Origin of the sequence: Actinoplanes ianthinogenes, from assembly GCF_018324205.1 — a bacterium.
Classification (GTDB): Bacteria; Actinomycetota; Actinomycetes; order Mycobacteriales; family Micromonosporaceae; genus Actinoplanes; species Actinoplanes ianthinogenes.
Window position 1 is genome coordinate 4061023 of sequence record NZ_AP023356.1, and the last position, 26700, is coordinate 4087722.

General features: G+C 71.3%; 28 protein-coding genes and 2 pseudogenes. 13 read left to right on the plus strand and 17 right to left on the minus strand.

All coding sequences use genetic code 11. The features are described 5' to 3' along the window. Window positions 1-16: 16 nt before the first annotated feature. The 4 genes from Aiant_RS18185 to Aiant_RS18200 form a co-directional block, all read right to left on the minus strand. A complete protein-coding gene (locus Aiant_RS18185) occupies window positions 17-871 on the minus strand; it encodes a PHP domain-containing protein (RefSeq protein WP_189328931.1) in 855 nt (284 codons plus the stop codon). Continuing rightward, on the minus strand, window positions 868-1638 hold the full coding sequence (locus Aiant_RS18190; protein WP_189328364.1) for a PH domain-containing protein: 771 nt from the start codon (window positions 1636-1638) through the stop codon (window positions 868-870). The genes Aiant_RS18185 and Aiant_RS18190 overlap by 4 nt, the downstream gene beginning before the upstream one ends. Window positions 1639-1647: 9 nt before the next feature. Then, window positions 1648-1806: a hypothetical protein gene (locus tag Aiant_RS18195; RefSeq protein ID WP_189328363.1), complete on the minus strand. Its 159-nt coding sequence runs from the start codon at window positions 1804-1806 to the stop codon at window positions 1648-1650. Between the two features lie 107 nt (window positions 1807-1913). Then, the gene (locus tag Aiant_RS18200) at window positions 1914-2531 is read right to left on the minus strand and encodes a DUF6758 family protein (RefSeq protein WP_189328362.1); all 618 of its coding nucleotides are present in this window, start codon (window positions 2529-2531) and stop codon (window positions 1914-1916) included. A 662-nt stretch (window positions 2532-3193) separates the two neighbouring features. On the opposite strand from Aiant_RS18200, the gene trxA reads away from it, so the two are divergent. From trxA to Aiant_RS18215, 3 genes are all read left to right on the plus strand, one after another. Then, window positions 3194-3607, plus strand: coding sequence for a thioredoxin (gene trxA, locus Aiant_RS18205; protein ID WP_189328361.1), 414 nt, complete (start codon window positions 3194-3196; stop codon window positions 3605-3607). Between the two features lie 133 nt (window positions 3608-3740). Continuing rightward, window positions 3741-5666: an intein-containing Rv2578c family radical SAM protein gene (locus Aiant_RS18210; protein WP_189328360.1), complete on the plus strand. Its 1926-nt coding sequence runs from the start codon at window positions 3741-3743 to the stop codon at window positions 5664-5666. A gap of 823 nt (window positions 5667-6489) precedes the next feature. After that, a complete protein-coding gene (locus Aiant_RS18215; RefSeq protein ID WP_189328359.1) occupies window positions 6490-6897 on the plus strand; it encodes a CoA-binding protein in 408 nt (135 codons plus the stop codon). 402 nt (window positions 6898-7299) lie between these two features. Here Aiant_RS18215 and Aiant_RS18220 read toward each other — a convergent pair whose 3' ends face one another. The 3 genes from Aiant_RS18220 to Aiant_RS18230 form a co-directional block, all read right to left on the minus strand. Beyond that, a complete protein-coding gene (locus Aiant_RS18220; protein ID WP_189328358.1) occupies window positions 7300-8235 on the minus strand; it encodes an SDR family NAD(P)-dependent oxidoreductase in 936 nt (311 codons plus the stop codon). 89 nt (window positions 8236-8324) lie between these two features. Then, complete coding sequence (locus tag Aiant_RS18225; RefSeq protein WP_189328357.1) at window positions 8325-8933, minus strand: hypothetical protein; 609 nt, start codon at window positions 8931-8933, stop codon at window positions 8325-8327. Between the two features lie 234 nt (window positions 8934-9167). Beyond that, window positions 9168-10115: a DMT family transporter gene (locus tag Aiant_RS18230; RefSeq protein ID WP_189328930.1), complete on the minus strand. Its 948-nt coding sequence runs from the start codon at window positions 10113-10115 to the stop codon at window positions 9168-9170. A gap of 137 nt (window positions 10116-10252) precedes the next feature. Between Aiant_RS18230 and Aiant_RS18235 the strand changes: the two genes are divergently transcribed. Then, window positions 10253-10951, plus strand: coding sequence for an HAD family hydrolase (locus Aiant_RS18235; RefSeq protein WP_189328356.1), 699 nt, complete (start codon window positions 10253-10255; stop codon window positions 10949-10951). Window positions 10952-11005: 54 nt separating this feature from the next. Then, window positions 11006-11524: a hypothetical protein gene (locus Aiant_RS18240; RefSeq protein ID WP_189328355.1), complete on the plus strand. Its 519-nt coding sequence runs from the start codon at window positions 11006-11008 to the stop codon at window positions 11522-11524. Here the strand turns inward: Aiant_RS18240 and Aiant_RS18245 are convergent. Then, a pseudogene (locus Aiant_RS18245) lies at window positions 11525-11770 on the minus strand (phenazine biosynthesis protein PhzF); the annotation flags it as partial. Window positions 11771-11799: 29 nt separating this feature from the next. On the opposite strand from Aiant_RS18245, the gene Aiant_RS18250 reads away from it, so the two are divergent. Genes Aiant_RS18250 through Aiant_RS18260 form a run of 3 tightly spaced genes read left to right on the plus strand, consistent with a single transcriptional unit; the run spans window position 11800 to window position 14779 of the window. Then, window positions 11800-13077, plus strand: a complete 1278-nt coding sequence (locus tag Aiant_RS18250; protein WP_189328354.1) for a magnesium transporter MgtE N-terminal domain-containing protein — start codon at window positions 11800-11802, stop codon at window positions 13075-13077. Continuing rightward, window positions 13074-13598: a DUF1003 domain-containing protein gene (locus Aiant_RS18255; RefSeq protein WP_189328353.1), complete on the plus strand. Its 525-nt coding sequence runs from the start codon at window positions 13074-13076 to the stop codon at window positions 13596-13598. Before Aiant_RS18250 ends, Aiant_RS18255 begins: the two co-directional genes overlap by 4 nt. A gap of 32 nt (window positions 13599-13630) precedes the next feature. Beyond that, a complete protein-coding gene (locus tag Aiant_RS18260; protein WP_189328352.1) occupies window positions 13631-14779 on the plus strand; it encodes an Mrp/NBP35 family ATP-binding protein in 1149 nt (382 codons plus the stop codon). 140 nt (window positions 14780-14919) lie between these two features. Here Aiant_RS18260 and Aiant_RS18265 read toward each other — a convergent pair whose 3' ends face one another. Both Aiant_RS18265 and Aiant_RS18270 read right to left on the minus strand, forming a co-directional pair. Continuing rightward, window positions 14920-15357, minus strand: a complete 438-nt coding sequence (locus Aiant_RS18265; RefSeq protein ID WP_189328351.1) for a twin-arginine translocase TatA/TatE family subunit — start codon at window positions 15355-15357, stop codon at window positions 14920-14922. Between the two features lie 71 nt (window positions 15358-15428). Beyond that, window positions 15429-16691, minus strand: coding sequence for a S1C family serine protease (locus Aiant_RS18270; protein WP_189328929.1), 1263 nt, complete (start codon window positions 16689-16691; stop codon window positions 15429-15431). 264 nt (window positions 16692-16955) lie between these two features. On the opposite strand from Aiant_RS18270, the gene Aiant_RS18275 reads away from it, so the two are divergent. Next, a complete protein-coding gene (locus Aiant_RS18275) occupies window positions 16956-17564 on the plus strand; it encodes an O-methyltransferase (RefSeq protein ID WP_189328928.1) in 609 nt (202 codons plus the stop codon). Here Aiant_RS18275 and Aiant_RS18280 read toward each other — a convergent pair. Together Aiant_RS18280 and Aiant_RS18285 are read right to left on the minus strand one after the other, a co-directional pair. Beyond that, on the minus strand, window positions 17554-18933 hold the full coding sequence (locus Aiant_RS18280) for a leucyl aminopeptidase family protein (protein ID WP_425322703.1): 1380 nt from the start codon (window positions 18931-18933) through the stop codon (window positions 17554-17556). The two genes, Aiant_RS18275 and Aiant_RS18280, sit on opposite strands and share 11 nt — an antisense overlap. Before the next feature lie 86 nt (window positions 18934-19019). Beyond that, entirely contained in the window at window positions 19020-19187 is a 168-nt protein-coding gene (locus Aiant_RS18285; RefSeq protein ID WP_014694782.1) for a DUF3117 domain-containing protein, read from the minus strand. Window positions 19188-19460: 273 nt separating this feature from the next. Between Aiant_RS18285 and Aiant_RS18290 the strand changes: the two genes are divergently transcribed. After that, window positions 19461-20258, plus strand: a complete 798-nt coding sequence (locus tag Aiant_RS18290) for a PaaX family transcriptional regulator (protein WP_189328349.1) — start codon at window positions 19461-19463, stop codon at window positions 20256-20258. Then, window positions 20255-21040 carry an enoyl-CoA hydratase-related protein gene (locus tag Aiant_RS18295; RefSeq protein ID WP_189328348.1) on the plus strand — a complete coding sequence of 262 codons (786 nt, stop codon included), beginning with the start codon at window positions 20255-20257 and terminating at the stop codon, window positions 21038-21040. Before Aiant_RS18290 ends, Aiant_RS18295 begins: the two co-directional genes overlap by 4 nt. Before the next feature lie 57 nt (window positions 21041-21097). On the opposite strand, the gene Aiant_RS18300 is transcribed toward Aiant_RS18295, so the two are convergent. The 5 genes and pseudogenes from Aiant_RS18300 to ndhC all read right to left on the minus strand — a co-directional run bounded on the left by Aiant_RS18300 (window position 21098) and on the right by ndhC (window position 23537). Then, entirely contained in the window at window positions 21098-21613 is a 516-nt protein-coding gene (locus Aiant_RS18300) for a hypothetical protein (protein ID WP_189328347.1), read from the minus strand. Between the two features lie 5 nt (window positions 21614-21618). Further along, window positions 21619-22197 carry a DNA-3-methyladenine glycosylase I gene (locus tag Aiant_RS18305; protein WP_189328346.1) on the minus strand — a complete coding sequence of 193 codons (579 nt, stop codon included), beginning with the start codon at window positions 22195-22197 and terminating at the stop codon, window positions 21619-21621. After that, window positions 22194-22667 (minus strand): SRPBCC family protein, encoded by a 474-nt coding sequence (locus Aiant_RS18310; RefSeq protein ID WP_189328345.1) that lies wholly within the window; start codon window positions 22665-22667, stop codon window positions 22194-22196. The genes Aiant_RS18305 and Aiant_RS18310 overlap by 4 nt, the downstream gene beginning before the upstream one ends. Further along, window positions 22667-23107: pseudogene (locus Aiant_RS18315) on the minus strand (DivIVA domain-containing protein); the annotation flags it as partial. The gene Aiant_RS18310 and the pseudogene Aiant_RS18315, both read right to left, overlap by 1 nt. Before the next feature lie 52 nt (window positions 23108-23159). Beyond that, entirely contained in the window at window positions 23160-23537 is a 378-nt protein-coding gene (gene ndhC / locus Aiant_RS18320) for an NADH-quinone oxidoreductase subunit A (protein WP_189328344.1), read from the minus strand. A 252-nt stretch (window positions 23538-23789) separates the two neighbouring features. On the opposite strand from ndhC, the gene Aiant_RS18325 reads away from it, so the two are divergent. Further along, a complete protein-coding gene (locus Aiant_RS18325) occupies window positions 23790-25568 on the plus strand; it encodes a 2-oxoacid:acceptor oxidoreductase subunit alpha (RefSeq protein ID WP_229829854.1) in 1779 nt (592 codons plus the stop codon). After that, window positions 25561-26577: a 2-oxoacid:ferredoxin oxidoreductase subunit beta gene (locus Aiant_RS18330; protein WP_189328342.1), complete on the plus strand. Its 1017-nt coding sequence runs from the start codon at window positions 25561-25563 to the stop codon at window positions 26575-26577. The genes Aiant_RS18325 and Aiant_RS18330 overlap by 8 nt, the downstream gene beginning before the upstream one ends. Window positions 26578-26700 lie beyond the last annotated feature (123 nt).

Consider the following 26700-nt stretch of genomic DNA (forward strand, 5'->3'; position numbering starts at 1 on the left):
GCTGGTGCGGCGATCGTCACCCGAGGACGGTAACGCCGGTGGCCGCGGCGGCGATCTTCTCGAAGACTTCCGGGGCGGTCACGAAGGCGCCCAGCTGGACTGTCTTGTGCGTACCGTGAAAATCGGACGAACCAGTGACCACCAGGCCGAGCCGGTCCGCCAGCGATCTGATCTCCGCCCGCTCCGCGGGCGAATGGTCCTCGTGGTCGGCCTCCAATCCGAAGAGGCCGGCGTCCGCCAGCTCGACGATCAGCTCGTCCGGCACCACCCGCCCCCGTTTGGTCGCCCGGGGATGCGCGAAGACCGGCACCCCACCGGCCGCCCGCACCGCCGCGATCGCCTCGAAAACATCAAGATCAATTTTCGGTACGAAATACCGCGCGCCCAGCCACGCCGACGCGAACGCCTCCGTCGTGCTGGCCACCAACCCGGCCCGGATCAGCGCCTGTGCGATGTGCGGCCGGCCGACCGAGCCACCCGCCGCGTACCCGTGCACCTCGTCCCAGGTGATCGGCACCCCGTCGGCCCGCAGTTTCTCCACGATCCGCTCACCCCGCTGCTCCCGGTCGGTGCGCAGGTGCCGCATGGCCTCGGCGAGCGCGGGCTCCGCCGGATCGAAGAGGTACGCCAGCAGGTGCAGCGAGATCGACGGCTGCACGCCGTGCCACCGGCACGACAGCTCCGCCCCGCGGACCAGGCGGAGCCCGGCCGGACGGGCCGCCTCGGCCGCCGCCCAGCCGCCGGTGGTGTCGTGATCGGTGATCGCCATGACGTCCAGGCCGGCCGCGGCACCCGCCCGGACCAGCTCGGCCGGGGTCAGCGTGCCATCGCTGGCGGTGGAGTGGCAGTGCAGATCGATCCGGCTGCTCAGGCGTCGTCTCCCTCGTCGTCCTTGCCCAGCCGGGCCTCGACCGCCTGCGGCTCGTACATCTCCTCGACCACCCGGAGGTACAGCTCGTTCGGGTTCGGCAGGTGCTTGACCTCGCGCAACGCCTGGTCCTGACCGGCCGACTCCAGCACGAACGTGCCGTAGCTGAGCATCCGGCCGAGGGCGGACTGCTCGTACTTCATGTCGGTGACCCGCAGCAGCGGCATCATCGCCACCTTGCGGGTGACGATGCCGTTGACCACCATCACCCGTTTGTTGGTCAGGATGAAGCGGTCGAAATACCAGTCGAAGACCTTCCAGGCGACCCAGCTGATCACGCCGAGCCAGATCAGCACGGCGACGGTGACCATGCCGTTGACGTCCTGCCGGGTCAGGAACCCGGCCAGGTAGCCCAGCAGGAGGGTCGCGCCGGCCCCGATGCTCAGCGGCGCGGACAGGTGGATCCAGTGCCGTTTCCACTCACCGCGGTAGCGCTCGGTGGGGAACAGATAGCGGGCGACCAGAGTGGTCGGTTCATCCTCCAGGGGGAGGAAGCGACGCGGGCCGCCGCTGCGATCGAGGCCTTCCAGCTCCTCGGCGGTGAAGGTGGGATCCTCGAACTCGATGCGCTCGTCCGCATAGGTCTCAGCGCGTGTCCGACCAGGATCGGTGTCCTCCATCGCGGGGTCCCGAAACCGGAAGTCGTCGTCGTCATCCCGAGGGCTGTGGCCGCCCTCGCCTCGCGGGTCGCGCGGCTCACCAGGATCCATGTAGAGATGCTACGCGACGAGGTCGGTGAAGAAGGTGCCGAAGCCTCGCGCGATGTCCGCGATCGTGCCTCCGATGGACTCGAAGACAGCAGCGGCCGATCTCGGGTTGAAGGCGATGAAGAAGATCAAGAACGCAATACCAAGCCAGGTGAAAACCTTCTTGATCATGGCGGGCCTTCTCCTCTGGTGCGGGTGACAATCAGCGCCGCGGCAGTACTGACGGTATCAGCCTGGTCGCCTCGTGTGAACAAAGTGCCCAGAAAGCCGATTCTCGGTCAGACACGACCGTGCAGATACGGCGAGGGCGCTCCGAACACCAGCTCGGGCGGCACCCCCTCGGAGAGGTCGTCGAGGACGACGTGCTCCGCGAGGAGATAGCCCGCGCTTGCCGGCCACGCTACCGCATAGAGCCACATTCCCTTGGCCTCACTCACGTACGCGCTTCGATCCTCCGGTGACTTGACACACCACAGGGGAGTCGGGTGTCCGCCCACTTTGATCTTCGCGTGCGGGCCGGATCCGGCGCCGTGGTCGGAGAGCGTCTCGGACAGCAGATAGCCCGGATCGATGCCGGGGATGCCGGCGAACCGGTTGCCCAGGCCGACGCCCGGCTGCTCGGCGATGAAGACCAGGTCGGCCGGACCGCCACCGAGCGGCTCCGGGCCGCTGCACGCGAGCGCGGTGGCGCGTACCCCGGAACGGTCGTCACCGGCCCAGCCGACCCCGGTGACCGTCCAGCCGGGAGGCAGCGGCCAGGGTCCCCACAGCGGCATCCGCTCCGGGCCCGACGACGACTCCCGCAGCACCGTCCCGACAATCTCCGCGCTGATGTGCTCGGCGACGTGGAACGGCGGAACGTCGCCACAGTTGTCGCAGCGCCAGTTGCTGTGCATCAGGTCCGGCTTCCGAACCTGAGCAGCGCATCTGGGGCAACTCACCGTGACACCCACACTCCATACCGTGCTGCCCCGCGGGACCGCCGTCAAGCGGATCGGCAGAACACGGAAATGGGGAGCAGCCCACGGACCGGCAGGTGGACACGGCCCGGAGGATTCACCCTTGACCCGCGCGATTCGCGAGTTAGGCTGTCGAATCGGTGGCGTCGGCTGACTGGAGCCGATACCGACTCTCGCGACAGGTCTCCTGACAGGAGACGCAATGAGCGGCGGGGCCCTCCCCGGCACCCGCCGCCCACGCTCTGTTGAGAAAGAGTTTGCCTTACCGTCCGTATCCATGTGAAGGACTTTCGGATGTGACGCAGCTCACAATTAGGTTTATTTACAGATCCTTCTGCCGTGTGGGCGCGTTCCCAAAGGGGAGTCGCAGGCAGGGCAAATAGCCCAGATCGCGAGATCATGGATAGAACCACCACCGGGGTGGTGTCGGCAACCTGACACCGTTCGCCTACTATCAGTTACGATATGGGCTCCAAGGTCGCCATGCCGTCCCGCGCCGAACGTGCCGCACACCACGTGTCGCGGCCCGCGGAACGGGAATGGTGAAGACGTACCAGGAGTTTCACCCGACGAAAGCGATTCCCGCAGACGGAGGCATCATGGCGACGGTTGCGCTGACCACAGCGAACTTCGACGAGGTCACGAGCCAGGACGGCATCGTCCTGGTCGACTTCTGGGCCAGCTGGTGCGGGCCCTGCGTGCGCTTCGCGCCGACCTACGAGCGGTCCTCGGAGAAGCACCCGGCGATCACCTTCGGCAAGGTGGACACCGAGGCCGAGGCGGCTCTGGCGGCCAAGTTCGACATCCGCTCGATCCCGACGATCATGGCGGTGCGCGACGGCATCGTGGTGTTCTCGCAGCCCGGCGCGCTTCCCGAGTCGGCCCTGGAGAGCCTGATCGAGAAGGTCGAGCAGCTCGACATGGACGAGGTCCGTGAGCAGATCGCGGCGCACAAGAAGGCGCACGACCCCAAGGCGCGCAGCGCCGAGGAGCCCGCTCGCACAGCGAGCTGACCAGCCACGACGAGGGCCCGCGGACCGAAACCGGTCCGCGGGCCCTCGGCTTTTCCCCGCCGGTACGCCGTCCGTGTCCACAGTCTCCGGAAGTGGTGGACACGGATCTCGTACGTGTGTTCGAATAGCCGCCATGCGATGGTCCAACCTGTCGGCTTCGCCCGACGACGGCTCGCTCCTGGACAGGGCAGTGCCGGCGGCCCCACCCCTGCCGCTGGCGCTGCCCGGTGCGACCGTCCGCACCTTCGACACCCCCGGGTTCGCCGGCATGACGTTCTACGAGATCCGCGCCAAGTCGCTGATCAACCGGGTGCCCGGCGCCTCCCGCGTGCCGTTCGAGTGGACCGTCAATCCCTATCGTGGCTGTTCCCACGCGTGCACCTACTGCCTGTCCGGCGACACCCCGATCCTGCTGGCCGACGGCTCCACCCGGCCGCTCGCCGAGCTGCGGCCCGGCGACTCGGTGATGGGCACGATGGGCGCCGGCCCGCACCGGCGTTATGTGCCGACCACCGTGCTCGACCACTGGGCCACCAGCAAGCCCGCCTTCCGGGTCACCCTCTCCGACGGCACCCGCCTGGTCTCCAGCGGCGACCACCGGTTCCTCACCGACCGCGGCTGGCGGCACGTGAGCCCGGCCGAGCCGCACCAGCCGGCCCTCGCCGTCGGTGACCTGATGTTCGGGGTGGGCCACTTCGCCGAGCCGCCCAAGGAGTCACCCGACTATCAGGCGGGCTTCCTCTGCGGCCTGCTCCGCGGCGACGCGGCCGGCCGGGCCACCCGGGAGGGTGACTCCTGGGTCCGCGCCGACCTCTACCTCCAGGACGTCTCGCTGCCCGACGCGCTGCGCTGGCCCGAGCTGCCGTCCGGCGAGTGGTTCCGCGGCTTCCTGGCCGGCGCGTTCGGCGCGGTCGGCCGGGCCGAGCGGCTCGCCCTCGCCTTCGAGAGCACCGACCGGATCTACCTGCGCTGGATCACCGAGGCGCTCACCCACCTGGGCCTGACCAGCCGCACCCCGGTCCGCTGCCGCGCCGACCGCCCCGGCCGGGTGGAGACCGGCCGCGACCTGTGGGCCGCGCTGCGCTTCCGCCACCTCACCGGCGTGCTCGACGCCCCGCTGGACGCCTCCGGCGTCGGGGTGCGGGCCGACCGCCGGCTCGCCGTCGCCGACATCGAGGACCTCGGGCTCACCCTGCCGCTCTTCGACATCTCCACCGGCACCGGCGACTTCATCGCCGACGGCGTGGTCAGCCACAACTGCTTCGCCCGCGGCACCCACAAATATCTGGACCTCGACCCCGGCCACGACTTCGACTCCCGCGTCGTGGTGAAAGTGAATGCCGGCGAGCTGATCCGCCAGGAGCTCGCCGACCGCCGCTGGTCCGGCGCCCCGATCGCGATGGGCACCAACGTCGACGTCTACCAGCGCGCCGAGGGCCGTTATCACCTGATGCCGGAGATCCTGGCCGCGCTCCGCGACCACGCCAACCCGTTCTCGATCCTCACCAAGGGCACGCTGATCCTGCGCGACCTGGACCTGCTGCGGCAGGCCGCCGAGGTCACCCGGGTCAGCCTGGCGTTCTCGGTCGGCTTCGTCGACGAGCGGGTCTGGCGCTCCGCCGAGCCCGGCACACCGAGCCCCCGCCGCCGTCTGGACGCCGTCCGCCGCCTGACCGACGCGGGCTTCCCGGTCGGCGTCCTGCTCGCCCCGATCCTCCCCTGCCTCACCGACACCGAGGAGTCCATCGACGAGACGGTCAGCGCCATCGCCGCGGCCGGCGCCACCAGCGTCACCCCCATCCCGCTGCACCTGCGCCCCGGCGCCCGCGAGTGGTATGCGTCGTGGCTGACCAGGGAGTACCCGGAGTTGGTCCCCCGCCACCGAGCCCTGTTCGCCAACGGCGCCTACTCCCCCCGCTCCTACCAGGACGAGCTGGCCGCCCGAGTCCGCATGGCCGCCCGCCGCCACGGCCTGCACCGCCCCGACAACGCCCAGTTCCGCTCCCTCGCCGACCAGAAACCGCCCACCCCACAAGCCGACCAGCTGACCCTCCTCTGACCGCTCCACCGCCCGGCCCCGAAAGCAACCCGCCGGCTGCTGACCGCTCCACCAGCCGCCCCCACAGCAACCCGGCAGCTGACGACCGCTCCACCAGCCGGCCCCACAGCGACTCGGCGGCTGACGACCGCTCCACCAGCCGGCCCCACAGCGACCCGGCAGCTGAGCCGTCACCCTGCCCGTGTGCCGCCGCGCGCCACGCCGACATCAACGGGTCGCTGACGCCGAACCAAGCCGGTGCATGTCCCGCCTCGCTGTTTGGCTGCGGTGCCGGGCCGCAACCGTCTACGCGCCGCTCTGCCGGGCCTCGGTCGCACACCGCGCTGGCCCACTCCCAGGTTGCGCACGGTGCTGTCCTACCTACCGGCCCGCGCACCCCGCCCAACCGCACGCCCGCGCCGCCCCCGGGCCGCACCCAGCTGGAGCGCACCCCAATCGGGCCGCACCCCGCCAGAGCTCTCCCCGCAAGGCCGCACCCCCGGCCGGAGCGCTCCCCTCAAGACCGCACCCCCACCAGGCCGCACCCCCGCCAGAGCGCTCCCCCCACCAGAGCCCTCCCCGCAAGACCGCACCCCCACCAGGCCGCACCCCGCCAGAGCCCTCCCCGCAAGACCGCACCCCCACCAGGCCGCACCCCCACCAGAGCGCTCCCCGCAAGACCGCACCGCGCCAGGACACCCCCGGCCGGAGCGCTCCCCGCAAGACCGCACCGCGCCAAGCCCCCCACCGGGCCGCACCACGCCCCGACACCGGGGACGGTGCCTCAACAGCAGTGAGGTCGCGGGACGTGGGTGGCGACTGGAGAAGTGGATAAGGTCGAGGGATGCGAAACGCTCAGCAGATCCTGGCGGACGCGAACGTCATCGCGGTGGTCGGCGCGTCCCGGGACCCGTTCAAGCCGTCGCACACCGTTCCGTTGCAGATGCTGCGGCACGGGTGGCGGATCATCCCGGTCAACCCGTTCGTGGACGAGGTCTTCGGGGTGAAGACCGTGCCCACCCTGGCCGACCTCGACGAGCCGGTCGATCTCGTCGACATCTTCCGGCCGGCTCGGGACGCCGTCGAGGTGGTCCGGCAGGCCGTCGCCATCGGCGCCCCGGCGGTGTGGCTGCAGAGCGGCATCGTCTCCGCCGAGGCCCGCAAGATCGCCGAGGAGGCCGGCATCGACTACGTCGAGGACCGCTGCCTGGCCGTCGAGCGAGCCGTCGGCCGCCTGACCAAGCTCACCTGACCAGACGCGGGACCGCGCGCCGACTCACCTGCCCAAGCCCGCCTCACCAGACCCGGGACCGCGCGCCGACTCACCTGCCCAAGCCCGCCTCACCAGACCCGGGACCGCGCGCCGACTCACCTGCCCAAGCCCGCCTCACCAGACCCGGGACCGCGCGCCGACTCACCTGCCCAAGCCCGCCTCACCAGACCCGGGACCGCGCGCCGACTCACCTGCCCAAGCCCGTGGACGTGACCCCCCAGGACCGCGCGCCGACTCACCTGACCCGGCTCGGGCAACGTTGACGAGACACCCGCGGAAAGAGACGGCGCGGCACCAGGCCAGGAAAGCCCGCAGCACTCGCGCCGAGGGAGCAAAGGGCAAGGCCGGGCCCCGAAAAGGAGCCCGGCCCACCCACACGACTCAGCGGAACTGGGCCTCGCGCACACTGTTCCCGCCGTCGACCACCAGCATCTGCCCGGTGATGTAGGACGCCGCCGGTGAGCACAGGAACGCCACCGCCGCCGCCACCTCGTCCGGGGTCCCGGGTCGCCCGATCGGCGTACCCAAGCCCTGCTTGATCTCCGTGACCGTCGACGCGGCCGTGTAGATCGTCCCCGGCGCCACGCAGTTCACGTTCACCCCGTCGGCGACGAGTTCCATCGCCAGCGCCCGGGTCAGACCGACCACCCCGGCCTTGGCCGCCGCGTAGGCCGCCTCGGTCGGCAGCGCGTTGACCGGGCCGGCGGTGGCCGCCAGGTTCACGATCCGGCCCCAGCCGCGCTCCGACATGCCGCCGACGAACGCGCGGCTGCACAGGAAGGCGGTGCTCAGGTTCCGGTCGATCTCGGCCTTCCACTCGTCGAGGGTGAGCTGGGCGACCGGCCGCAGCACCTCGGGGCTGGCCCGGCTCGCCAGGCCGGCGTTGTTGACCAGGACCTCGACGTCGCCGAGCTGGTCGGTGATCGCGTCGGCGAGGGCGCCCACCTCGGACTCGTCGGTCAGGTCCGCGACGAACCCGGTGATCCCCAGCTCGGAGGCCCGGTCGTGGATGCGCCGGGTGGTGGACACGATCGCCACCCGGGCGCCCAGGTCACGCAGCCGGCGGGCGGTCGCGTAGCCGATCCCGTCCGGGCTTCCCGCGCCGGTGACCAGCGCGACCTTCCCGTCCAACCGCAGTGTCACGGCAGCCTCCGCACTGGCCTCCTCGAACTCCGCCTCGACCACCTCGGGGGTGATCTCGACCGGGCGGTCCGGGTCGCTGCCGGGCACGCCGGAGCGGGGTGGGCGGCTGTCAGCCGGTCGGGTGGCGTCACGCCGCGAGGGGCTGCCGCCGGAGGGTCGGGCGTCGAAGACCATGCGGCGATCCTGCCCGCTCCCGGGAGCGGGAGCAAACATCCGCGCCCCCGTGGCGCACTCACGGGAGAGGATTTCCGGCACGCGGAGAGTCAGTCGCGGGCTTCCGACAGGGTGACCGGGGCCTCCTCGACGAAGACGAGCGGGGCACCCTCCCCGTAGTGCACGGGCATCTCGCGACGCGCCCGCTCCACGTCCCGGGTGCCGATCTCCACGCCGGCGCCGTCGTGCCGGCTCCCCACGGTCACGATCCGCACGCCGCGCCCCGTCCAGAACGCCAGGTCCGCGACCACCCGATCGTGCCAGGAGCCGAGCTCCGCGACGGCGTGCGCGGCGTCCCGCACCACGACGCAGCTGTGCCCGGCCGCCTGGCGGATGAACTCGTCGAACGCGGCGTCCGGCACGCGGTAGACGACCGCGCGTACCCGGAGCTGATCCACCTCGATCCCGGCGTAGCTGTCCCGGAACCGCGTCCGCCCGCCCTGCTCGATCCGCTCCATCGCGGCGCGCAGCGGCGCGGGAGTGACCGGCATCCGGACGCCACCCATCACGACGTGCTCCGGCGCCCGGCTGAACTCGCACCCGGCGGTCCGCCAGCCACCCGCCGGCCCCGGCTCCGCCGCCTGGTCAGCGCCCTCGAACTCGCCACATCCGCCGATCATGAGCACCCCGGCGAGGAGCAGCCGGCCGAGCCGTGACATCGCATCCCCCCTGAATACCGCGCGCACGCCCGGCCCGCCACCCGAGCCGTCCTGGGTGCAACGACGCGCCCGACCCCGCCGGTGACGGCCAGGACCCGAGGAAACCGGGCAAAATCGACGACGTCCGCTGAGGGTCCCGGCACCCACGCCAGTCCCGCGCCGCTTCCGGACAATCAACCCCATTTGGGGTACGCCCGGAGCAGCGCCCCACGGCGTACCGGAAATGGGTGTTGATCAGGTCGGCAGGGACTCGTCGGCCAGGGCGGGGACCGGTCGGCGGGTGCGCCGGGCGGCCCCGAGGATCACCACGGCCACGCCGGCCAGCAGCAGAGCCAGGCCGGGCAGCGCGCCGGGGCGCGGGGACTGGCCGAGCCAGAGCCAGGCGAGCAGCGCGGCCCCCGGCACCTCCAGCAGGATCAGCACGCTGACCGTGGTGGCCGAGGTGTACTGGAGCGCGTAGTTGAACATCGAGTGCCCGAGCAGCTGCGCACCCGCCACCAGCCCGAGGATCGCCGCCCAGGCGCGAGGGTCGTACCCGGTCAGCGGGATGCCCGCGGACCAGCAGACGATCACCAGCAGCACCGCGCAGACGCCGTAGCAGATCCAGGTGTACGTGGTGGTGCTCAACGCCGCCCGGGCCTGCTCCCCCAGCGCCGTGTAGACCGCCGCGAAGATCGCCCCGAGCAGGGCGAGCACGTCGGCGAGCACGGCCTGCCCGGAGACCCCGGCGTCGGCACCGGTCGCCCAGGCCGCGCCGGCCACCGCCAGCACGATGCCGATCCAGCCGGCGGTCGACGGCCGCCGGCCCTGCCAGGCGGCGATCAGCCCCTGCCAGACCGGCTGGGTGGCGACCAGCGCGGTCGAGGTGGCCACCGTGCCGAGTTGCACACTGGGCATCCAGGTGCCGAAGTGCGCGGCCAGCGCCACCCCGGCGAGCAGGCAGAAGACCCCGGCCCGGCGCCGGGAGCCGCGGATCGCGTCGCGCACCTCGCCACGGCGCGGGCCGAGCGCGACCGGGGTGAGCGCCACCGACGCGAGCCCGTTGCGCCAGAACGCGACCGCCAGCGCGGGCGCCGCCGCGAACGCGATCAGCGGCGCCGAGGAGGAGACCGCGCACACCGCCACAGCCAGCGCCAACACGGTCAGCGGCCGGATCGGTTGCCCTGATGAGCGCACATTCATCACCGGCCGTCGCTATTCGCACAGTGCAGCGCCAAGGTTTGGCACCCTCTGTTGGCGGACAGTGACGGAGTCGCTACAGTCACCGACGGCCCCAGCGGCCCATTTCCATTCCTCGATGCCCCGGGAGGCCGATTTCCATGCCCGCATACCGTGCGGTGGTGTTTGACTTCTTCGGCACCCTGACCCGCTCGGTTCAGCGTGGTCCGCAGCACGCCGCCATCGCCCGGGCGCTCGGCGCCGACCCGGACGCCGTGCTCGGCGTGCTGGACCGGACCTTCCGGGCCCGGGCCTGCGGCCGGTACGGATCGGCCGAGGCGACCCTGCGCTGGGTGATCGAGCAGGCCGGCGCCCGGCCGGCGCCGGCCGCCATCCGCGCCGCCATGCCGGCCCGGGTCGACGCGCTGCGCGCCGACACCCAGCTGCGGCCGGACGCGGTCAGCGCGCTCACCGCGATCCGTCACCGCGGCGTGCGCACGGCGCTGATCAGCGACTGCACCCACGAGCTTCCCGCCTTCCTCCCCGGGCTCCCGGTGGCGCCGTTGCTGGACGCCCAGATCTTCTCCGTCGAACTCGGCGTCTGCAAGCCGGACCCCCGGATCTACCTGGCCGCCTGCGAGCGCCTGGGGGTCGCCCCGGAGGACTGCCTTTACGTGGGGGACGGCGGCAGCCACGAGCTGACCGGCGCGGCGGCGGTCGGCATGACCCCGGTCCGCCTCGCCGCCCACGATCTCGCCAACCATCTGGTCTTCGACGCCGACACCAACTTCGCCGGTCGCACGGTCCGCTCGCTGACCGAGGTACTCACCCTGCTCGACCACACCCCGGCTCTGGTCTGACCACCCGCCCGGACCGCGGGCGCGGCGGGAAAGTCGGTCCGGTGAGCGCGCGTGATGCCCGAGCGGGCGTGGAAGGATGACGGCGTGGCTGGTGTGCTGGAAGAGGCGATCAAGAAGGCGTCCATCGCCTGGATCTCGGTGGGCGACGGTCCGGCGTACGCGCTCTGGTGCATGCCCGTGGAGACGTCGCTGGCCGTCGTCACCGGGCCGGGCGAGCAGTTCGCCCCCGGCCTGGCCGAGGCGACCCGGGCGACGGTCCGGCTGCGCGGCGACCACGGCGGCCTGATCGTGCAGACCGAGGCCACCGTGACCCGGCTGGACCCGGCCGGCGAGGAGTGGGCGGAGATCGCCCCTCAACTGGCCGGCAAACGGCTGAACGCCTCCGGCAGCGCCGACGAGGTCGCGGCCCGCTGGGCGGCGGACTGCGCGGTGCTCCGGCTCACCCCGGCCGAGCAGGCCCTGGTAGCCGGGCCGGACCTCGGCACCGACTTGGGCGCCGCCGCGCCGCGCGAGACCCCGGCCCGGGTGCCCACCCGCAAACCGTTCCGCCTGCACAAAGTGGTGAAGCGCTGATCAGCCGATGAAGGGCGGGACGGCGATCCGGCCGGAGGCGACCGGGTGGACGTGGCCGCTGACCGTGGCGGAGGTGGCGACCCCGGCGCCGGCGGTCACCGTGCAGCTCAGCAGGGACCGGCGTTTCCTCTCGTGGCCCTGGTGGACGCGGTAGGACGAGACGCCGTCGGCGGGGAGCCAGCCGGCGCCGACCAGCCACACACCGAGGCCGAGGGCCGCCGAGTCGGTGGCCGGGTCCTCCCGGACGGCGTCGGACCCTGACCTAATCTGAGGCGGTGACCATGGGGACGAGGGTTTATCTGGCCCGTCTGGCCGGCCTGCCGGTGTTCGACCCCAACGCCGACCGGGTCGGCCGGGTGCGCGACGCGGTGGTGCGGCTGCGCACCACGAACCGTCCGCCGCAGGTGGTCGGGCTGGTGGCCGAGATGGCGCTGCGCCGCCGGATCTTCCTGCCCATCGGCCGGGTCACCGGCATGGACGCCGAGGCGGTGTCGCTCGGGACCGGCTCGCTGAACCTGCGCCGGTTCGAGAAACGGCCGAACGAGTTGCTCGTGGTCGAGGATCTGCTGGACCGGCGGGTCGTGGTGGCGCCCGAGCAGGAGGGCGGCGACGACCACGACGCCGTGGTCGTGGACATCGGCATGGAGCTCAACCGCAACACCGAGTGGGTGATCACCCGGGTCGCGGTCCGCGAGCACACCGGGCGGCTGACCCGGCGCGGGCACGTCTACCAGGTGGAGTACGACCGGGTCCGCGGCCTGGTCGGCCCGACCGACACCCAGGGCACCTCGAACCTGCTGGCCCTGCTCGACCAGATGCGCCCCGCCGACATGGCGAACGCGCTCCAGGACCTCCCGGACGCCCGGCGCAACGAGGTGGCCGCGGCGCTGAGCGACCGCAAGCTCGCCGACGTGCTGGAGGAGCTGCCCGAGCACGACCAGGTGGAGATCCTGGCCCGGCTGGACCGGGAACGGGCCGCCGACGTGCTGGAGCGGATGGACCCGGACGACGCCGCCGACCTGCTGGCCGAGCTGCCCAAGGCGGAGCAGGCGGTGCTGCTGGACCTGATGGAGCCGGAGGAGGCCGCCCCGGTCCGGCAGCTGATGAGCTACCGCCCGGGCACCGCGGGCAGCGTGATGACCTCGGAGCCGGTGATCATGACGCCGGACGCGACGGTCGCCGAGGCGCTGGCCCGGATCCGCGAGCCCGACCTGTCGCCGGTGGTGGCCGCGCAGGTGTTCGTGGCACGGGCGCCGAGTGCCACGCCGACGGGTAAGTACCTCGGCATGGTGCACTTCCAGCGGCTGCTGCGGGAGCCGCCCGCGTCCATCGTCGGCGGGCTGGTCGACAGCGGGATCGAGCCGCTGCGCCCGGACATCGGGCTGCCCGAGATCACCCGGCGGATGGCGACGTACGACCTGGTCGCCATGCCGGTGGTGGACGGGACGCACCGGCTGCTCGGCGCGGTCACCGTCGACGACGTGCTGGACCACTCGCTGCCGCGCGACTGGCGTGACCGGGACGCCCACGACGACGAGGAGCAGCAGCCGTGAGCGAGCCGCGCCGGGACCGCCTCGACCAGCCGCGTGAGCCGGGGCGGGTGCGGCTGCCGAAATTCGACCCGGAGGCGTTCGGCCGCTGGTCGGAGAGCATCGCGCGGTACATGGGCACGGCGAAGTTCATCGTCTACATGACCGTGGTGATCGGCGTCTGGTTCGCGTGGAACCGGGTGATGCCGGCGAAACTTCAGTTCGACCCGTACCCGTTCGGCTTCCTCACCCTGGTCCTGTCGTTGCAGGCGTCGTACGCCGCCCCGCTGATCCTGCTGGCGCAGAACCGGCAGGCCGACCGGGACCGGATCGCCATGGAGGAGGATCGACGCCGGGCGCAGATGCAGAAGGCCGACACCGAGTACCTGGCGCGCGAGATCGCCTCCCTGCGGATCGCCGTGGGTGAGGTCGCCACCAGGGACTTCATCCGCTCCGAGCTGACCCGGCTGGCCACCGAGCTGGACGACGCGGCCCTGCGCCGGGAGAAGCGGGCGCGTATGGAGTGGGAGGAAGACCACCCCTGACCTCGGCATTACCGGGACGTAGCATGGGCATCATGTCCGCACCAGCCTCAACTCTCGAGGACGCGATCCAGGCTGCCTTGGCGACCGTCGACGACCCCGAGATCCGCCGCCCGATCACCGACCTCGGCATGGTCCAGGGTTTCACCGTCAGCGACGGCCTGGTCAAGGTCGATCTGCTGCTCACCGTCGCCGGCTGCCCCCTGCGGGACAAGCTGAACGCCGACATCACCGCCGCCGTCACCAAGATCCCCGGGATCACCGGTGCTGAGATCAACTTCGGGGTGATGAACGAGGAACAGCGCAAGGCCCTGCAAACCACGCTGCGCGGTGGCGGCACGGCGGAGCCGGTCATCCCGTTCGCCCAGCCCGGCTCCCGGACCCGGGTGTACGCGGTGGCCAGCGGCAAGGGCGGGGTCGGCAAGTCCAGTGTCACGGTCAACCTGGCGGCCGCGCTCGCCAAGCGGGGCCTGTCCGTCGGCGTGATCGACGCCGACATCTACGGGCACTCGGTGCCCCGGATGATCGGCGTGGAGGGCAAGCCCACCCGGGTCGAAGACATGATCATGCCGCCGCAGTCGCACGGTGTGAAGGTGATCTCGATCGGCATGTTCACCGCCGGCAACGCCGCGGTGGTCTGGCGCGGGCCGATGCTGCACCGGGCGTTGCAGCAGTTCCTCGCCGACGTGTACTGGGGCGACCTGGACGTGCTGCTGCTCGACCTGCCGCCGGGCACCGGTGACGTCGCCATCTCCCTCGCCCAGCTGCTGCCGAACGCGGAGATTCTGGTGGTCACCACCCCGCAGATGGCCGCCGCCGAGGTGGCCGAGCGGGCCGGCGCGATCGCGCTGCAGACCCACCAGCGCCTGGTCGGCGTGGTGGAGAACATGTCCTGGCTGGAGATGCCGGACGGCTCGCGCATGGAGGTCTTCGGCGCCGGTGGCGGGCAGACCGTCGCCGACTCGCTGAGCCAGACGGTCGGCGCGCGGGTGCCGCTGCTGGGCCAGATCCCGCTGGACACCCGGGTGCGCGAGGCCGGCGACGCCGGAAACCCGATCGTGCTGGCCGACCCGGACGCCCCCGCGGCGAAAGCCCTCGACGGCGTGGCCGACAAGCTGGCCGTCCGCCGCGAGTCCCTGGTCGGCAAGCCCCTCGGCCTCATGGTCAACGCAAAACGGGGTTAACCCCCCAGTCCCCGCAATTCGCCGCCGACGAGTTAGCGCCTGGTTTTCCGACGCCCGCGGGTTTTGCGGGTGGCGGAAAACCAAGTGCTAACTCGTCGGTTACAAGGCGAATTGCCGCGGAGCGAAGCGAAGCCAGCTGGCTAAGTAGCGTCCAGATCGAAGCGCTGCGCCGGTCGGGGAGCCTGAGGCACCTCGGCCGGCGCGGCCGGCTTCCCGGCGCTCTTGAGGTCCGACGCGGTCTCGTTCAAGTGCGACTTGACGCCGTTCAGGTCAGTCTTGACCCCGTTCAGATCCTGCTTCACGTCGTCGAACAGGCTCTGCAGCGGCTGGCGCAGCGCCTGCTCGTCCTCCTCGCTGAGCAGGTGCTTGCGAATGAACGCCTTCGGATGCAGGTCCTCCAGCTGGATGTCGGTGCCCAGCTCACGGCTCAGGTCCGAGGTCGCATTCTGCGCCATGGCGCGGAGACCGCGCAGCATCCGCAGCCCGTCACCGAGGACCTTGGGCAGGCGTTCCCCGAAGATCAGCAGCGCGAGCAGGAGCAGCGCGCCGATCTCCCACCAGTTCAGATTCTCGAACACGAGCGGCCCTCCCAAGGCATCCGGGAGCAAGCGTACGCACGAGACCTGTGCCCGGACACCCCACCCGGCGGTTAGTTGGTGTCGGCTGCCAGGGTGACCGAGGCGGAGGCGGTTTTGGTGCCCCGCCGGTATTCCACCGCGACCACCGCTCCGGGGGCGTGTTTGCGCACCAGGGCGACCAGATCGGTGCCGTCCTGCAACGGGTGCCCGTCGAGCTTGGTGAGGACGTCACCGGCTTTCAGACCGGCCGCCGCGGCCGGCCCGGCCGGCTCCACCGAGCGCAGCTTGGCGCCGCCGGAGCCACCGCCGGCCGCGGTCGCCCCGATCACGGTCCGCCGGGCCTTGCCGGTGTCGATGATGTCCTGAGCGATCCGCTTGGCCTGGTTGATCGGGATGGCGAAGGCGAGACCGATGTTGCCCGCCTCGGTGTCGGTGCCGCCCACCGAGCGGATCACCGAGTTGACCCCGATCACCTGTCCGGCCGCGCTCACCAGCGGGCCGCCGGAGTTGCCCTGGTTGACCGCGGCGTCGGTCTGGATGGCCGCGTAGTAGCGGGTGGGGCCGCCGGACTCGCCGGCCTCGATGGTGCGGTCCAGGGCGCTGACGATGCCGTAGGTCACGGTGTTCTCCAGCGCCAGCGGCGAGCCGAAGGCGAGCACCGGGTCGCCCACCGCGATCGCGTCCGAGTCGCCGAACTCGATGGCGGGCAGCCCGGACTTTGCGATTTTGATCACGGCGATGTCCGACTCCGGAGCGCGGCCGACCAGTTTCGCCGGGGCGGTGGAGCCGTCGCTGAACGACACCGACATGGTCTCGCCGGCCCCGTCCACCACGTGGTCGTTGGTGATCGCGTAGCCGTCCGCCGAGACGATGAAGCCGGAGCCGATCGCACCGGTCACGTGCACGGTGACGACGCTGGGCTGCACCGTCTTGGCCACCGCGGCGAGCGTGTCGGGGTCCCGGTTGACCGACTGCGGCGTCTGCTGGCCGGCCCCGCCGAGCTGGGTGCCGGCGCCGGTCGCATAGCCACCGCGGACCGCGAAGACGAACCCGAGAGTGCCGCCGATGCCGCCCGCCAGCAGGGCCGTGAGCAGGCAGATCAGCAGCACCGGCGTGTACGACCGGCGGGGCGCGTCGGGGTCCGGCACCGGGTCGAGAGCCGGCCCGCCGGACGGCGCCGCCGGCGGGAGCACGACCGCGGACGGCGCGTAGGGATCCCGCCAGGGGTCGTTGAGCGCGTCGGCCCACCACGGCGATCCGGGCGGCGGCTGCTGGTGCCCGCCGGGCGCAGACGGCGCCGTGGAGGGCCGGCGCCAATTCCAGCCGTCGGTCACGTCGGGGCCTCCAGTCATCGCTCGCCCGGCACCGCATCCAGGATGACACGGATCCGGAGTGTCTCGCCGTCCAGCCGTGGCCGCGACGTCCCGACTGGGCAGTTCATCCATCGAAGGCACCGTGCATCACGGGTGGTCATCGCTCTACTCTCTATTCCGATGTGCGCGTTTGGGTCCGTCCCGCCGGGCACGTCGCCCCTCGCCGCACGGAGGTTCGTCATCATCGGTCCCGCCCGCTCCTTCGGTCAGACACCGGGCCACGCCATGCCGTTCGCGGAGACCTACGCGACCGAGGACCCGGTGTTGCAGACCGCCCGCTCGCTGGCGCACGAGCTGGGCCTGCCGTGCGTCTCCCCCGGCGCCGGCTCGGTGCTGCGCCTGCTGGCCGCCGCGGGCAACGCCAAGGCGGTCGTCGAGATCGGCACCGGCACCGGGGTGAGCGGCATCTGGCTGCTGCGCGGCATGCGCGCGGACGGGGTGCTGACCACCATCGACGTGGAGCACGAGCATCAGCGGATCGCCCGGCGGGTGTTCGTCGAGGCGGGCTTCGCCCCGTCGCGGACCCGGATCATCAGCGGGCGGGCGCTGGACGTGCTGCCCCGCCTCGCCGACGGGGCGTATGACTTGATCTTCGTGGACGCGGACACCACCGAGTTCGCCGCCTGCACCGACGCGGCGCTGCGGCTGCTGCGCCCGGGCGGCGTGCTGATCGTCAACGGGGTGCACGCCGGCGGCCGGATCAACGACCCGGCCGCCCGCGACGTGGACACCCTGACGATCCGCGAGACGGTGCGGGCGATCCGGGAGTCGGAGGACTGGATCCCGGCCGTCATCTCGTCCGGCGCCGGACTGCTGACCGCGGTCAAGCGCTGAGCAGGTACCGGATCAGCGTCCGGGCGCCCCAGCCGGTGGCGCCCTTGGTCAGCTCCAGGTCGTGGTCCTCGGCCCAGGACGGCGCGGACATGTCCAGGTGCGCCCAGGACTTCACGCCGCCCATGAACTCGCGCAGGTACAGCGCGGCGACCAGGGAGTGCACCTGGGTCGGCGAGCTGTGCCGGTCGGCGATGTCGCTCCGCATGTATTCGACGTAGTCGCCGGGCAGCGGCAGCCGCCACATCCGCTCGCCGGCCGCGGCGCCGGCCGCCTCCAGGGCGCCGGCCAGCGCGTCGTCCTCGCTGTACAGCGCGGCCGTACGCTTGCCCAGCGCCACCGCGTTCGCCCCGGTCAGGGTGGCCAGCACGACGATCGTGTCGGGCGCGACCCGCTCGGTGGCGTAACCCAGCGCGTCGGCCAGGACCAGGCGGCCCTCGGCGTCCGAGTTGGTGGTCTCGGTGGTGGTGCCGTCGTAGTGCCGGATCACGTCACCGGGCCGGAACGCCGCGGCGCCGATCGCGTTCTCGGCGAGCGGCAGCAGCGCGGTCACCCGGACCGGCAGGTTCAGCTCGGCGGCGGCCAGCGTGGCGCCGAGCACCGCGGCGGCGCCACCCATGTCCTTCTTCATCAGCCGCATCGCCTCGCGCGGCTTGATCGAGATGCCGCCGGTGTCGAAGGTGATGCCCTTGCCGACCAGCGCCACGTGCCGCTGGGACTCGGCGGGGGTCCAGCTCAGCTCGACGAAGCGGGGCGGGGAGACCGAGCCGCCGCCGACCGCCACCAGGCCGCCGAAGCGTTCCAGGTCGGCGCCGGCCAGCACGGTCGCGGTCAGGCCGGACCGGCCCGCGGCCAGCTCGACGACCTGGTCGGCGAACCACTCCGGATTCTTGGTGGAGGCCGGCGTGTTGGTCAGGTCCCGGGCCAGCCAGGTGGCTCGGGCAGTGGCCCGCGCGAGGTCCAGGAAACCGGCATATCGCGACATGTCATCCGCGACGAGCTCCACGTCGGCGGACCGTGGTGAGGTGGCCGCCTCCCGGTAGCGATAGCCACCGAGCCACAGGCCCTCTGCCAGACCACGCACGGCGGCCTCGGCCAGGCCGGGCGGAAGCACCACCTGGGCGTGGTCGTCATCGGCGAGCGCCCGGACGATCCCGGCGCCGGCCGCGCGCCAGCCGGCCTCGTCGCCGTCCCCGATGCCGGCCAGCAGCACCCGGGCCGGGCGCCGCAGCGGCCGGGGCAGCACGGTGACCTCACCCGCCACGCCGGGCGCGGGTAGCGCGGACAGCTCCGCGCCGACCTCTCCGGCAAGCACGTGACCAGCGGGAACAACCCAGGTGAGCTGTTCGTCGAGCTCTTCAGTCAACCCGATTCGGAACACGGGAGGATGACCTTTCGGTAAGACGTGGAAAGCCCGCCGGTACGGGCGGTACCGTACCGGCGGGCTCGCGTGAAACGTCAGCCGGCGATCGACTTCAACGCGTCACCCAGCGCGCTGGCCTCGTCCGGGGTCATCTCCACGACGAGACGGCCACCACCCTCCAGCGGGACGCGCATGACGATGCCACGACCCTCCTTGGTGACCTCCAGCGGACCATCGCCCGTCCGCGGCTTCATCGCCGCCATCTTGTCTCCCCTCAGACCTACGTCAGGGTCGGTGGGTTGCCCCACAGCCACTTGCTCCTGGAATGCCAGCAGCCACGTCACGTGCTCAGCCCCACATGACGCGGTGCTCGTTTCCGACCGGCGGCCGTACAGGCCGTTTCACGTCTTCACGCGTTGCGGCCCACCGTGCCGATCAAACATTTTCCCTGATGAACACCGGCGAACCCAAACCCAGCCCGGGCGGATGTGACAGCGTCTAGCATATCGTCTTTCGGGCTGTCACAATGTGCGGTCATGCAGGCGCGGTCCGCACTCTTCGACCTGTACGGCGACTACCTGCGGACCCGGGGTTCGCGAGCCCCGGTCGCCGCCCTCGTCCGGCTGCTCGCACCCCTGGACATCGCGGCCCCCGCGGTCCGCACCGCGGTGTCGCGAATGGTGCGACAAGGGTGGCTGCACCCGTTGCGTCTGGCCGCCGGACCGGGTTATCTGCTCACCCCGAAAGCGGCGCGCCGACTGGACGAGGCGGCCGCCCGGGTGTACAGAACCGGTCGCGGCGGGTGGGACGGCCGGTTCGATCTGGTGCTGATCCGGGACGCGCCTCTGGCCCGCCGGGACGCCGAACGGCTCGCCTTCCTCGGCTACGGCCCGCTCAGCGATCAGGTGTGGGTCGCCCCGCGCGCGTCGGACGAGCTGGAGACGGTGCTGCACGAGGCCGGTACCGGCTACGAGCGGTTCAGTGCCAGCCACACGGCCGGCTCGGCCGGGGCCGCCGAGATCGTCGGCAAGGCCTGGGACCTGGGCCGGATCGGCGAGTCGTACCGGCAGTTCGAGGCGGAGCTGCGGCCGGTGGTCAAGGCGGTCACCGGGCGCAGCACCGACGAGGAGGCGTACGCCGCCCGTTTTCGCCTGGTGCACGCGTGGCGCTCATTCCTGTTCCACGACCCGCAGCTGCCCGCCTCGCTGCTGCCGGCGGGCTGGCCGGGCATCCGGGCCGCGGTCTTCTTCGACAAACACGCCGCCCGCCTGCGCCCGGCAGCGGATCGTTACGTGGAACGGTGCCTGCACGACAAAGGTAGATTCCTGCCATGACAGACGTGCTCCTCGTCGACCGCACTGACGCGGTCGTCACCCTGACCCTGAACCGTCCCGAGGCGATGAACTCCTTCACCGTGGACCTCAAGGAGGCCCTGCGGGACACCCTGGCCCAGCTGGAGACCGACCGGTCCTGCCGGGCGATCGTGCTGGCCGGCGCCGGGAACGCCTTCTGCGGCGGCCAGGACCTGCGTGAGCACGCCACGCTGCTGGAGAAGAGCACCGACCTGGACACGGTCCGGGTGCACTACAACCCGATCGCGCAGCGGCTGGCCAGCATGCCCAAGCCGGTGATCGCCGCGGTGCGCGGGATGGCGGCCGGGGCGGGCGCGTCGCTGGCGCTGCTCGCCGACTTCCGGATCGGCGGCCCGGCCACCAAGTTCCTGATGGCGTTCGCCAACGTCGGCCTGGCCGGCGACAGCGGCATCTCCTGGTCGCTGCCGCGGATCGTCGGGCACGCCCGGGCCGTCGAGCTGCTGCTGCTGGCCGAGCCGGTGCGAGCCCAGCGGGCCTACGAGATCGGCATGCTCTCCCGGCTGCTGGAGGACGACGAGCAGGTGCTGCCGGTGGCCCAGGAGCTGGCCGCGCGGCTGGCCGCCGGGCCGACGGTGGCCTACGGCGCGATCAAGCGGGAGCTGTCCATCGGCGACGCCGGGACGCTCTCCGACGCGCTCGCGGCCGAGGCGCAGGCCCAGTCGATCTGCGGCGCCACGGCCGACCACAAGAACGCGGTCGCCGCCTTCGTCAACAAGCAGAAGCCGGTTTACGAGGGCCGCTGACAACCAGTTTTCGGTACGCCGGGAGCGCTCCGGGCGTACCGAAAACCGGTCTTGACGTCAATCCTCGTCCTCGTCCTCTTCCTCGGGGTCCTGGTTCGCCTCGGCCCCGAGGACGAAGGCCTGCATGGCGAGCTCGTCGCCGGACGGCCAGACGTAGGTCGGCAGCTCCCGCGGCCCCAGCTCGGACACGTGCGACCAGAACTGCCGGACCGCCTCGGCCGGGCCGGACGCCTCGATCGGCAGCGCCACGCTGACCAGCCAGTTCCGTTTCGGCAACGGCCGGCCGAGCCGCTCGGTGAAGCGCCGGAAGTCGTCGCCGGCCACCGCGCCGCCGGCCACCAGGCCACCGGCCGGGATCGGCTCGTCGAAGGCCCGGCGCAGGTAGGCGAGGGCCAGATATTCCCCGGATTTCTCCACCCGGCCCAGGGCCACCACGTGGTCGTCGGCGATCAGGAGGACCTCGTCGCCGGGCGACACGCCGGCCGGGCCGCCTTTCACCACCACGACGTCCTGCTGGAACAACCGCTCCGTCGCCCACTGCTCCGACGGGATGATCACCGACCATTGCGCCATGGGTCCTATCCCATCACGGGAACCCAGCAGCCGAGCAGGTGGTCGTCAACCATGCCGGTGGCCTGCATCAACGCGTACGCGGTGGTGGGGCCGACGAACTTGAAGCCACGCTTCTTGAGCGTCTTGGCCATCGCCGTGGACTCCGGGGTGACCGCCGGGATGTCGTTTCGAGACGATGGCCGGTGCCTTTTCGCCGGAGCGAAGGACCAGAGCAGCTCGGTGAGCTCGCCGGGCGCGAGATCGTCGGCGACCCGGGCGTTGTGCAGGGCGGCGTCGACCTTCATCCGGTTCCGCACGATGCCCGCGTCGGCCATCAGCCGCTCCGCGTCGGCCTCGGTGTACGCCGCGACCTTGGCGATCACGAAATCGTCGAAGGCCGCCCGGAACGCGGGCCGCTTGCGGAGGATGGTGATCCAGGAGAGGCCGGACTGGAAGGCCTCCAGCGTGAGCCGCTCGAACAGGGCGTCGTCGCCGCGGACCGGCTTGCCCCACTCGTCGTCGTGGTACGCCGCGTACTCCGGTGAGCTGCCACCCCAGAAGCAGCGCGCCCGGCCGTCGTCGCCGATCGTGAGGTCGCCGGTCATGGCAGCCGGCCCTGCTCGACCAGCCTGCCGAACCGCTTCAGCGCGCCGGTGAAGCTCAGCTTCGAGCCGGGCCAGAGCACCGGCCAGGCGATCTTGCCGACCGCGCCGGCCGGCAGGTGGAACCACTCGTGCAGCACGACCTGGGTGCGGTCGCCGGACATCGCGGTGCAGCGCATCGCGCCCGGGCCGCGCAGCACCTTGCCGCAGTGCACGACGCGGACCTCGTACGGCGCGTTCACCTTGACCACGCGCAGCTCGTCCCGGAGCACCGCCGGGCCGAGCGCGGTGACCGCCTCGACCAGGCTGCCCTCGCCGCCGTCGCCCTCGACCACCTTGACCCGGGTGAACGGGATCCACTCGGACTGTTTCTCCCAGTCCATGAACGCGGCGAAGACCTTGGCGGCCGGGGCGTTCACGATCACCGTGGCGGTGACCTCCCCGGTTCCCGGGGTGGCGGCGTCGTCGCTCATCGGCTCTCCGCCGGCTCCTCGTCGGCTTTCTCCTCGACCTTGTCCTCGGGCACCGGCTCCGGCTGCGGGGTGGCGCCCGGCGCGATGGCGGCCTCCCGCGCGGAGCGCAGCGCGTCGGCGTCCGCCGTCCGGCCCTCGCGCAACGCCGCCACCTCGGCCTCCAGCACCCCGATCAGCTCACCTTTGTAGCCGATGTCGTACGCCGCCCGCTGCAGCGCCTGGTCGACCTGGGCCATCCGGTACCCCCGCCAGGCGGTGTCGAACCTGGTCTTGGCGATGTCGTCCTCGCCCAGCGGGCGATCACCGGGCAGCGGCACCGACTTGCCGTCCGGCTCGACCGGGGTGAGCCCGGAGTCGCCTCCGCTCAGCAGAACGGTCACGCCGAAGACGATCGTCCCGACGACCAGTGCTACGACAATGAAGAGCAGAAGCTGACTCATGCGCACGATGTTGACATGTCGGCCTTCCGGAGGCGAGTCCGCCACCCACCCATTAGGTCCAGGTCAAAATCTTCTTCCGCCACGCGTAGAGGATGCCGAGCGCCAGGACGGCCACGAAGACGCCCATCTCGGCGATCGCCGCGCCGCCGAAGCCCGGGAGATCGAAGATCACCGCCCAGGGGAAGAGGAAAACGGCTTCCACCGCGAAAAGCACGTAAAGGTACGCATACACGTAGTACCTGATCTGGGCCTGCGCCCAGTCCCCGCCCACCGGGTCGATGCCGCTCTCATAGGCGATCCGCTTGCCGGCCGGCTCGGCCGGCCGGGCCGGGCGCAGCAGACGGTTGGCGCCGAACGCCGCCACGAACAGCAAAACCCCAGCTACCAGGACCAGTCCGAGGGTGGCGTAGGAGCCGAGATATCCGTCCACGAACGTGCAGCCTACCCAAGAGCACTAGCTCGCGGGAGCGACGCATGGCTACTGTGGGCAACGGTCCGCGGCGGCCCCTCGTAAGGGGCGGCGAAGTAGTGTGGAAGTGACGATTGTGCGGGCCGGCTCATCGATGTGCGTACACAAGATCGGCCCGCGCTCTTTGGAGGTTGAAACGTGGCCGCTCCCGCGAAGCGAGTCGAGCAGCTGGACCGGGTGGTGATCCGATTCGCCGGCGACTCGGGCGATGGCATGCAGCTCACCGGTGACCGGTTCACCTCGGAGACCGCGCAGCTCGGCAACGACATCTCGACTCTGCCCAATTTCCCCGCCGAGATCCGCGCGCCCGCGGGCACCCTGCCGGGCGTCTCGAGTTTCCAGGTCCATTTCGCCGACTACGACATCCTGACCCCCGGCGACTCGCCCAACGTGCTGGTCGCGATGAACCCGGCCGCGCTCAAGGCGAACCTGTCCGAGCTGCCGGCCGGCGCCGATCTGATCATCAACACCGACGAGTTCACCAAGCGGAACCTGGCCAAGGTGGGTTACCCGGTCAGTCCGCTGGAGGACGGGTCGCTCGCCGACTACGCCGTGCACCCGGTGGCCCTGACCTCGATGACCGTCGGCGCGCTCGCCGATCAGGGCATCTCGAAGAAGGACGCCGAGCGCGCCAAGAACATGTTCGCCCTCGGCCTGCTCTGCTGGATGTACTCGCGACCATTCGAGTCCACCCTGCGGTTCCTGGAGCGCAAGTTCGCCAAGCGGCCCGAGCTGGTCGCGGCGAACAAGACCGCCTTCCAGGCAGGGTGGAACTACGGCGAGACCACCGAGGCGTTCTCGGTGCGCTACGAGATCAAGCCGGCCAGGATGCGCCCGGGGACGTACAAGAACATCACCGGCAACCAGGCGCTCGCCCTCGGCCTGGTCGCCGCCACGGTGCGGTCCAAGCTCCCGCTCTTCCTGGGGGCGTACCCAATCACCCCGGCCTCGGACATCCTGCACGAGCTCTCCAAGCACAAGCGGTTCGGCATCACCACGATGCAGGCCGAGGACGAGATCGCGGCGATCGGGGCGGCGCTCGGGGCGGCGTACGGCGGCGCGCTCGGCGTCACCACCACCTCCGGGCCGGGCGTGGCGCTCAAGGGCGAGACGATCTCGCTGGCCATCGCGCTGGAGCTGCCGCTGGTCATCGTCGACGTGCAGCGGGCCGGGCCGTCGACCGGCATGCCGACCAAGACCGAGCAGGCCGACCTGAACATGGCGCTGTACGGCCGGCACGGCGAGGCGCCGCTCGCGGTGATCGCCCCGAAGTCCCCGTCGGACTGCTTCCACGCCGCGTTGGAGGCGGCGCGGATCGCTCTGACCTACCGGACGCCGGTCATCCTGCTCTCCGACAACTACGTGGCGAACGGCTCCGAGCCGTGGCTGCTGCCCTCGGTCGACGAACTGCCCGACCTGTCCGTCGAGTTCGCGACCACGCCGAACGCGGAGGACGGCAAGTTCCTGCCGTACCTGCGGGATCCGGAGACGATGGCGCGCCCGTGGGCGGTCCCCGGCACGCCCGGCCTGGAGCACCGGATCGGCGGCCTGGAGAAAGCCGACAAGACCGGCGACATCTCCTACGACCCCGCCAACCACGAGTTCATGGTTCGCACCCGGGCGGCCCGGATCGAGGCGATCGAGGTCCCGGACATCGACGTCGAGGACCCGTCGGAGGACGCGCGCGTCCTGGTGCTGGGCTGGGGTTCGACCTACGGCCCGATCGGGGCGGCGTGCCGGGCGTTGCGCCAGCGCGGGCTGACGATCGCGCAGGCGCACCTGCGGCACCTGTCGCCACTGCCGGCCAATCTCGGCGAGGTCTTGAAAAATTACGACAAGGTGGTCATCCCGGAGATGAACCTGGGCCAGCTCGCCCACGTCATCCGGGCTCGGTATCTGATCGACGCGCTGCCGTTCAACCAGGTCAGCGGCCTGCCGTTCACCGCCGCGACGCTGGAGAGCATGCTGGAGGACGTGGTCAAGAATGGCTAGCCCCACGGTGCCCCTGAAACTCACCATGAAGGACTTCAAGTCCGACCAGGAGGTCCGCTGGTGCCCGGGCTGCGGTGACTACGCCATCCTGGCCGCCGTGCAGAGCTTCATGCCGGAGCTCGGCATCCCCCGGGAGAACATCGTCTTCGTCTCCGGGATCGGCTGCTCGTCGCGATTCCCGTATTACATGAACACCTACGGGATGCACTCGATCCACGGCCGCGCGCCGGCGATCGCCACCGGCCTGTCCGCGTCCCGCCCCGACCTGAGCGTCTGGGTCGTCACCGGCGACGGCGACGCGCTCTCGATCGGCGGCAACCACCTGATCCACGCGCTGCGCCGCAACGTCAACCTCAAGATCCTGCTGTTCAACAACCGGATCTACGGCCTGACCAAGGGGCAGTACTCACCGACCTCGGAGATCGGCAAGATCACCAAGTCGACCCCGGCCGGGTCGGCGGACTCGCCGTTCAACCCGCTCTCGCTCGCGCTGGGCGCCGAGGCGACGTTCGTGGCCCGCACGATCGACTCGGACCGCAAGCACCTGCAGTCGGTGCTGCGGGCCGCGGCCGCGCACGAGGGCTCCGCGTTCGTCGAGATCTACCAGAACTGCAACATCTTCAACGACGGCGCCTTCGACCTGATCAAGGACCCGGACACCCGCGACGAACACCTGATCCGCCTGGAGCAGGGCCAGCCGATCACCTTCGGCACCGACGGGCAGTACTCCGTCGTGCACCCGGAGGGCAGCTTCGGCCTCAAGGTCCAGCAGGGCGGCCAGGCGATCGTCCACGACGCCACGGTCGACGACCCTGCCTACGCCTTCGCCCTGAGCCGCCTCTCCGGCTCCGACCTGAACACCACCCCGATCGGCGTGTTCCGCAACGTCCAGCGCCCGTCCTACGACGAGATCGTCCGCAAACAGCTCCTCGACGCCGGAACCACCGGCACCCCGGAGGAGATGCTCACCGACCTCCTCAACAGCGGCGACACCTGGACCATCATGTAACCCGGCAAAACCACGCGCAACGGTCCGGCACCGCTTCGGTGCCGGACCGTCCTTTTCCGGTACGGCCTACCCCGCCCCGACCGCACAGCCCCGTCCCGTGCCTCGACGCCAGGCCGCCGCCAC

Coding starts and splice junctions, on each gene's coding strand:
- Aiant_RS18290 (WP_189328349.1), top strand. CDS start 19,461: ATGCAGGCGCGGTCCGCACTCTTCGACCTGTACGGCGACTACCTGCGG.
- Aiant_RS18305 (WP_189328346.1), bottom strand. CDS start 22,197: ATGACCGGCGACCTCACGATCGGCGACGACGGCCGGGCGCGCTGCTTC.
- Aiant_RS18260 (WP_189328352.1), top strand. CDS start 13,631: ATGTCCGCACCAGCCTCAACTCTCGAGGACGCGATCCAGGCTGCCTTG.
- Aiant_RS18225 (WP_189328357.1), bottom strand. CDS start 8,933: ATGTCACGGCTCGGCCGGCTGCTCCTCGCCGGGGTGCTCATGATCGGC.
- trxA (WP_189328361.1), top strand. CDS start 3,194: ATGGCGACGGTTGCGCTGACCACAGCGAACTTCGACGAGGTCACGAGC.
- Aiant_RS18210 (WP_189328360.1), top strand. CDS start 3,741: ATGCGATGGTCCAACCTGTCGGCTTCGCCCGACGACGGCTCGCTCCTG.
- Aiant_RS18330 (WP_189328342.1), top strand. CDS start 25,561: ATGGCTAGCCCCACGGTGCCCCTGAAACTCACCATGAAGGACTTCAAG.
- Aiant_RS18230 (WP_189328930.1), bottom strand. CDS start 10,115: ATGAATGTGCGCTCATCAGGGCAACCGATCCGGCCGCTGACCGTGTTG.
- Aiant_RS18235 (WP_189328356.1), top strand. CDS start 10,253: ATGCCCGCATACCGTGCGGTGGTGTTTGACTTCTTCGGCACCCTGACC.
- Aiant_RS18310 (WP_189328345.1), bottom strand. CDS start 22,667: ATGAGCGACGACGCCGCCACCCCGGGAACCGGGGAGGTCACCGCCACG.
- Aiant_RS18240 (WP_189328355.1), top strand. CDS start 11,006: ATGCCCGAGCGGGCGTGGAAGGATGACGGCGTGGCTGGTGTGCTGGAA.
- Aiant_RS18195 (WP_189328363.1), bottom strand. CDS start 1,806: ATGATCAAGAAGGTTTTCACCTGGCTTGGTATTGCGTTCTTGATCTTC.
- Aiant_RS18300 (WP_189328347.1), bottom strand. CDS start 21,613: ATGGCGCAATGGTCGGTGATCATCCCGTCGGAGCAGTGGGCGACGGAG.
- Aiant_RS18215 (WP_189328359.1), top strand. CDS start 6,490: ATGCGAAACGCTCAGCAGATCCTGGCGGACGCGAACGTCATCGCGGTG.
- Aiant_RS18325 (WP_229829854.1), top strand. CDS start 23,790: ATGCAGCTCACCGGTGACCGGTTCACCTCGGAGACCGCGCAGCTCGGC.
- Aiant_RS18200 (WP_189328362.1), bottom strand. CDS start 2,531: ATGCACAGCAACTGGCGCTGCGACAACTGTGGCGACGTTCCGCCGTTC.
- Aiant_RS18275 (WP_189328928.1), top strand. CDS start 16,956: ATGCCGTTCGCGGAGACCTACGCGACCGAGGACCCGGTGTTGCAGACC.
- Aiant_RS18295 (WP_189328348.1), top strand. CDS start 20,255: ATGACAGACGTGCTCCTCGTCGACCGCACTGACGCGGTCGTCACCCTG.
- Aiant_RS18285 (WP_014694782.1), bottom strand. CDS start 19,187: ATGGCGGCGATGAAGCCGCGGACGGGCGATGGTCCGCTGGAGGTCACC.
- Aiant_RS18220 (WP_189328358.1), bottom strand. CDS start 8,235: ATGGTCTTCGACGCCCGACCCTCCGGCGGCAGCCCCTCGCGGCGTGAC.
- Aiant_RS18190 (WP_189328364.1), bottom strand. CDS start 1,638: ATGGATCCTGGTGAGCCGCGCGACCCGCGAGGCGAGGGCGGCCACAGC.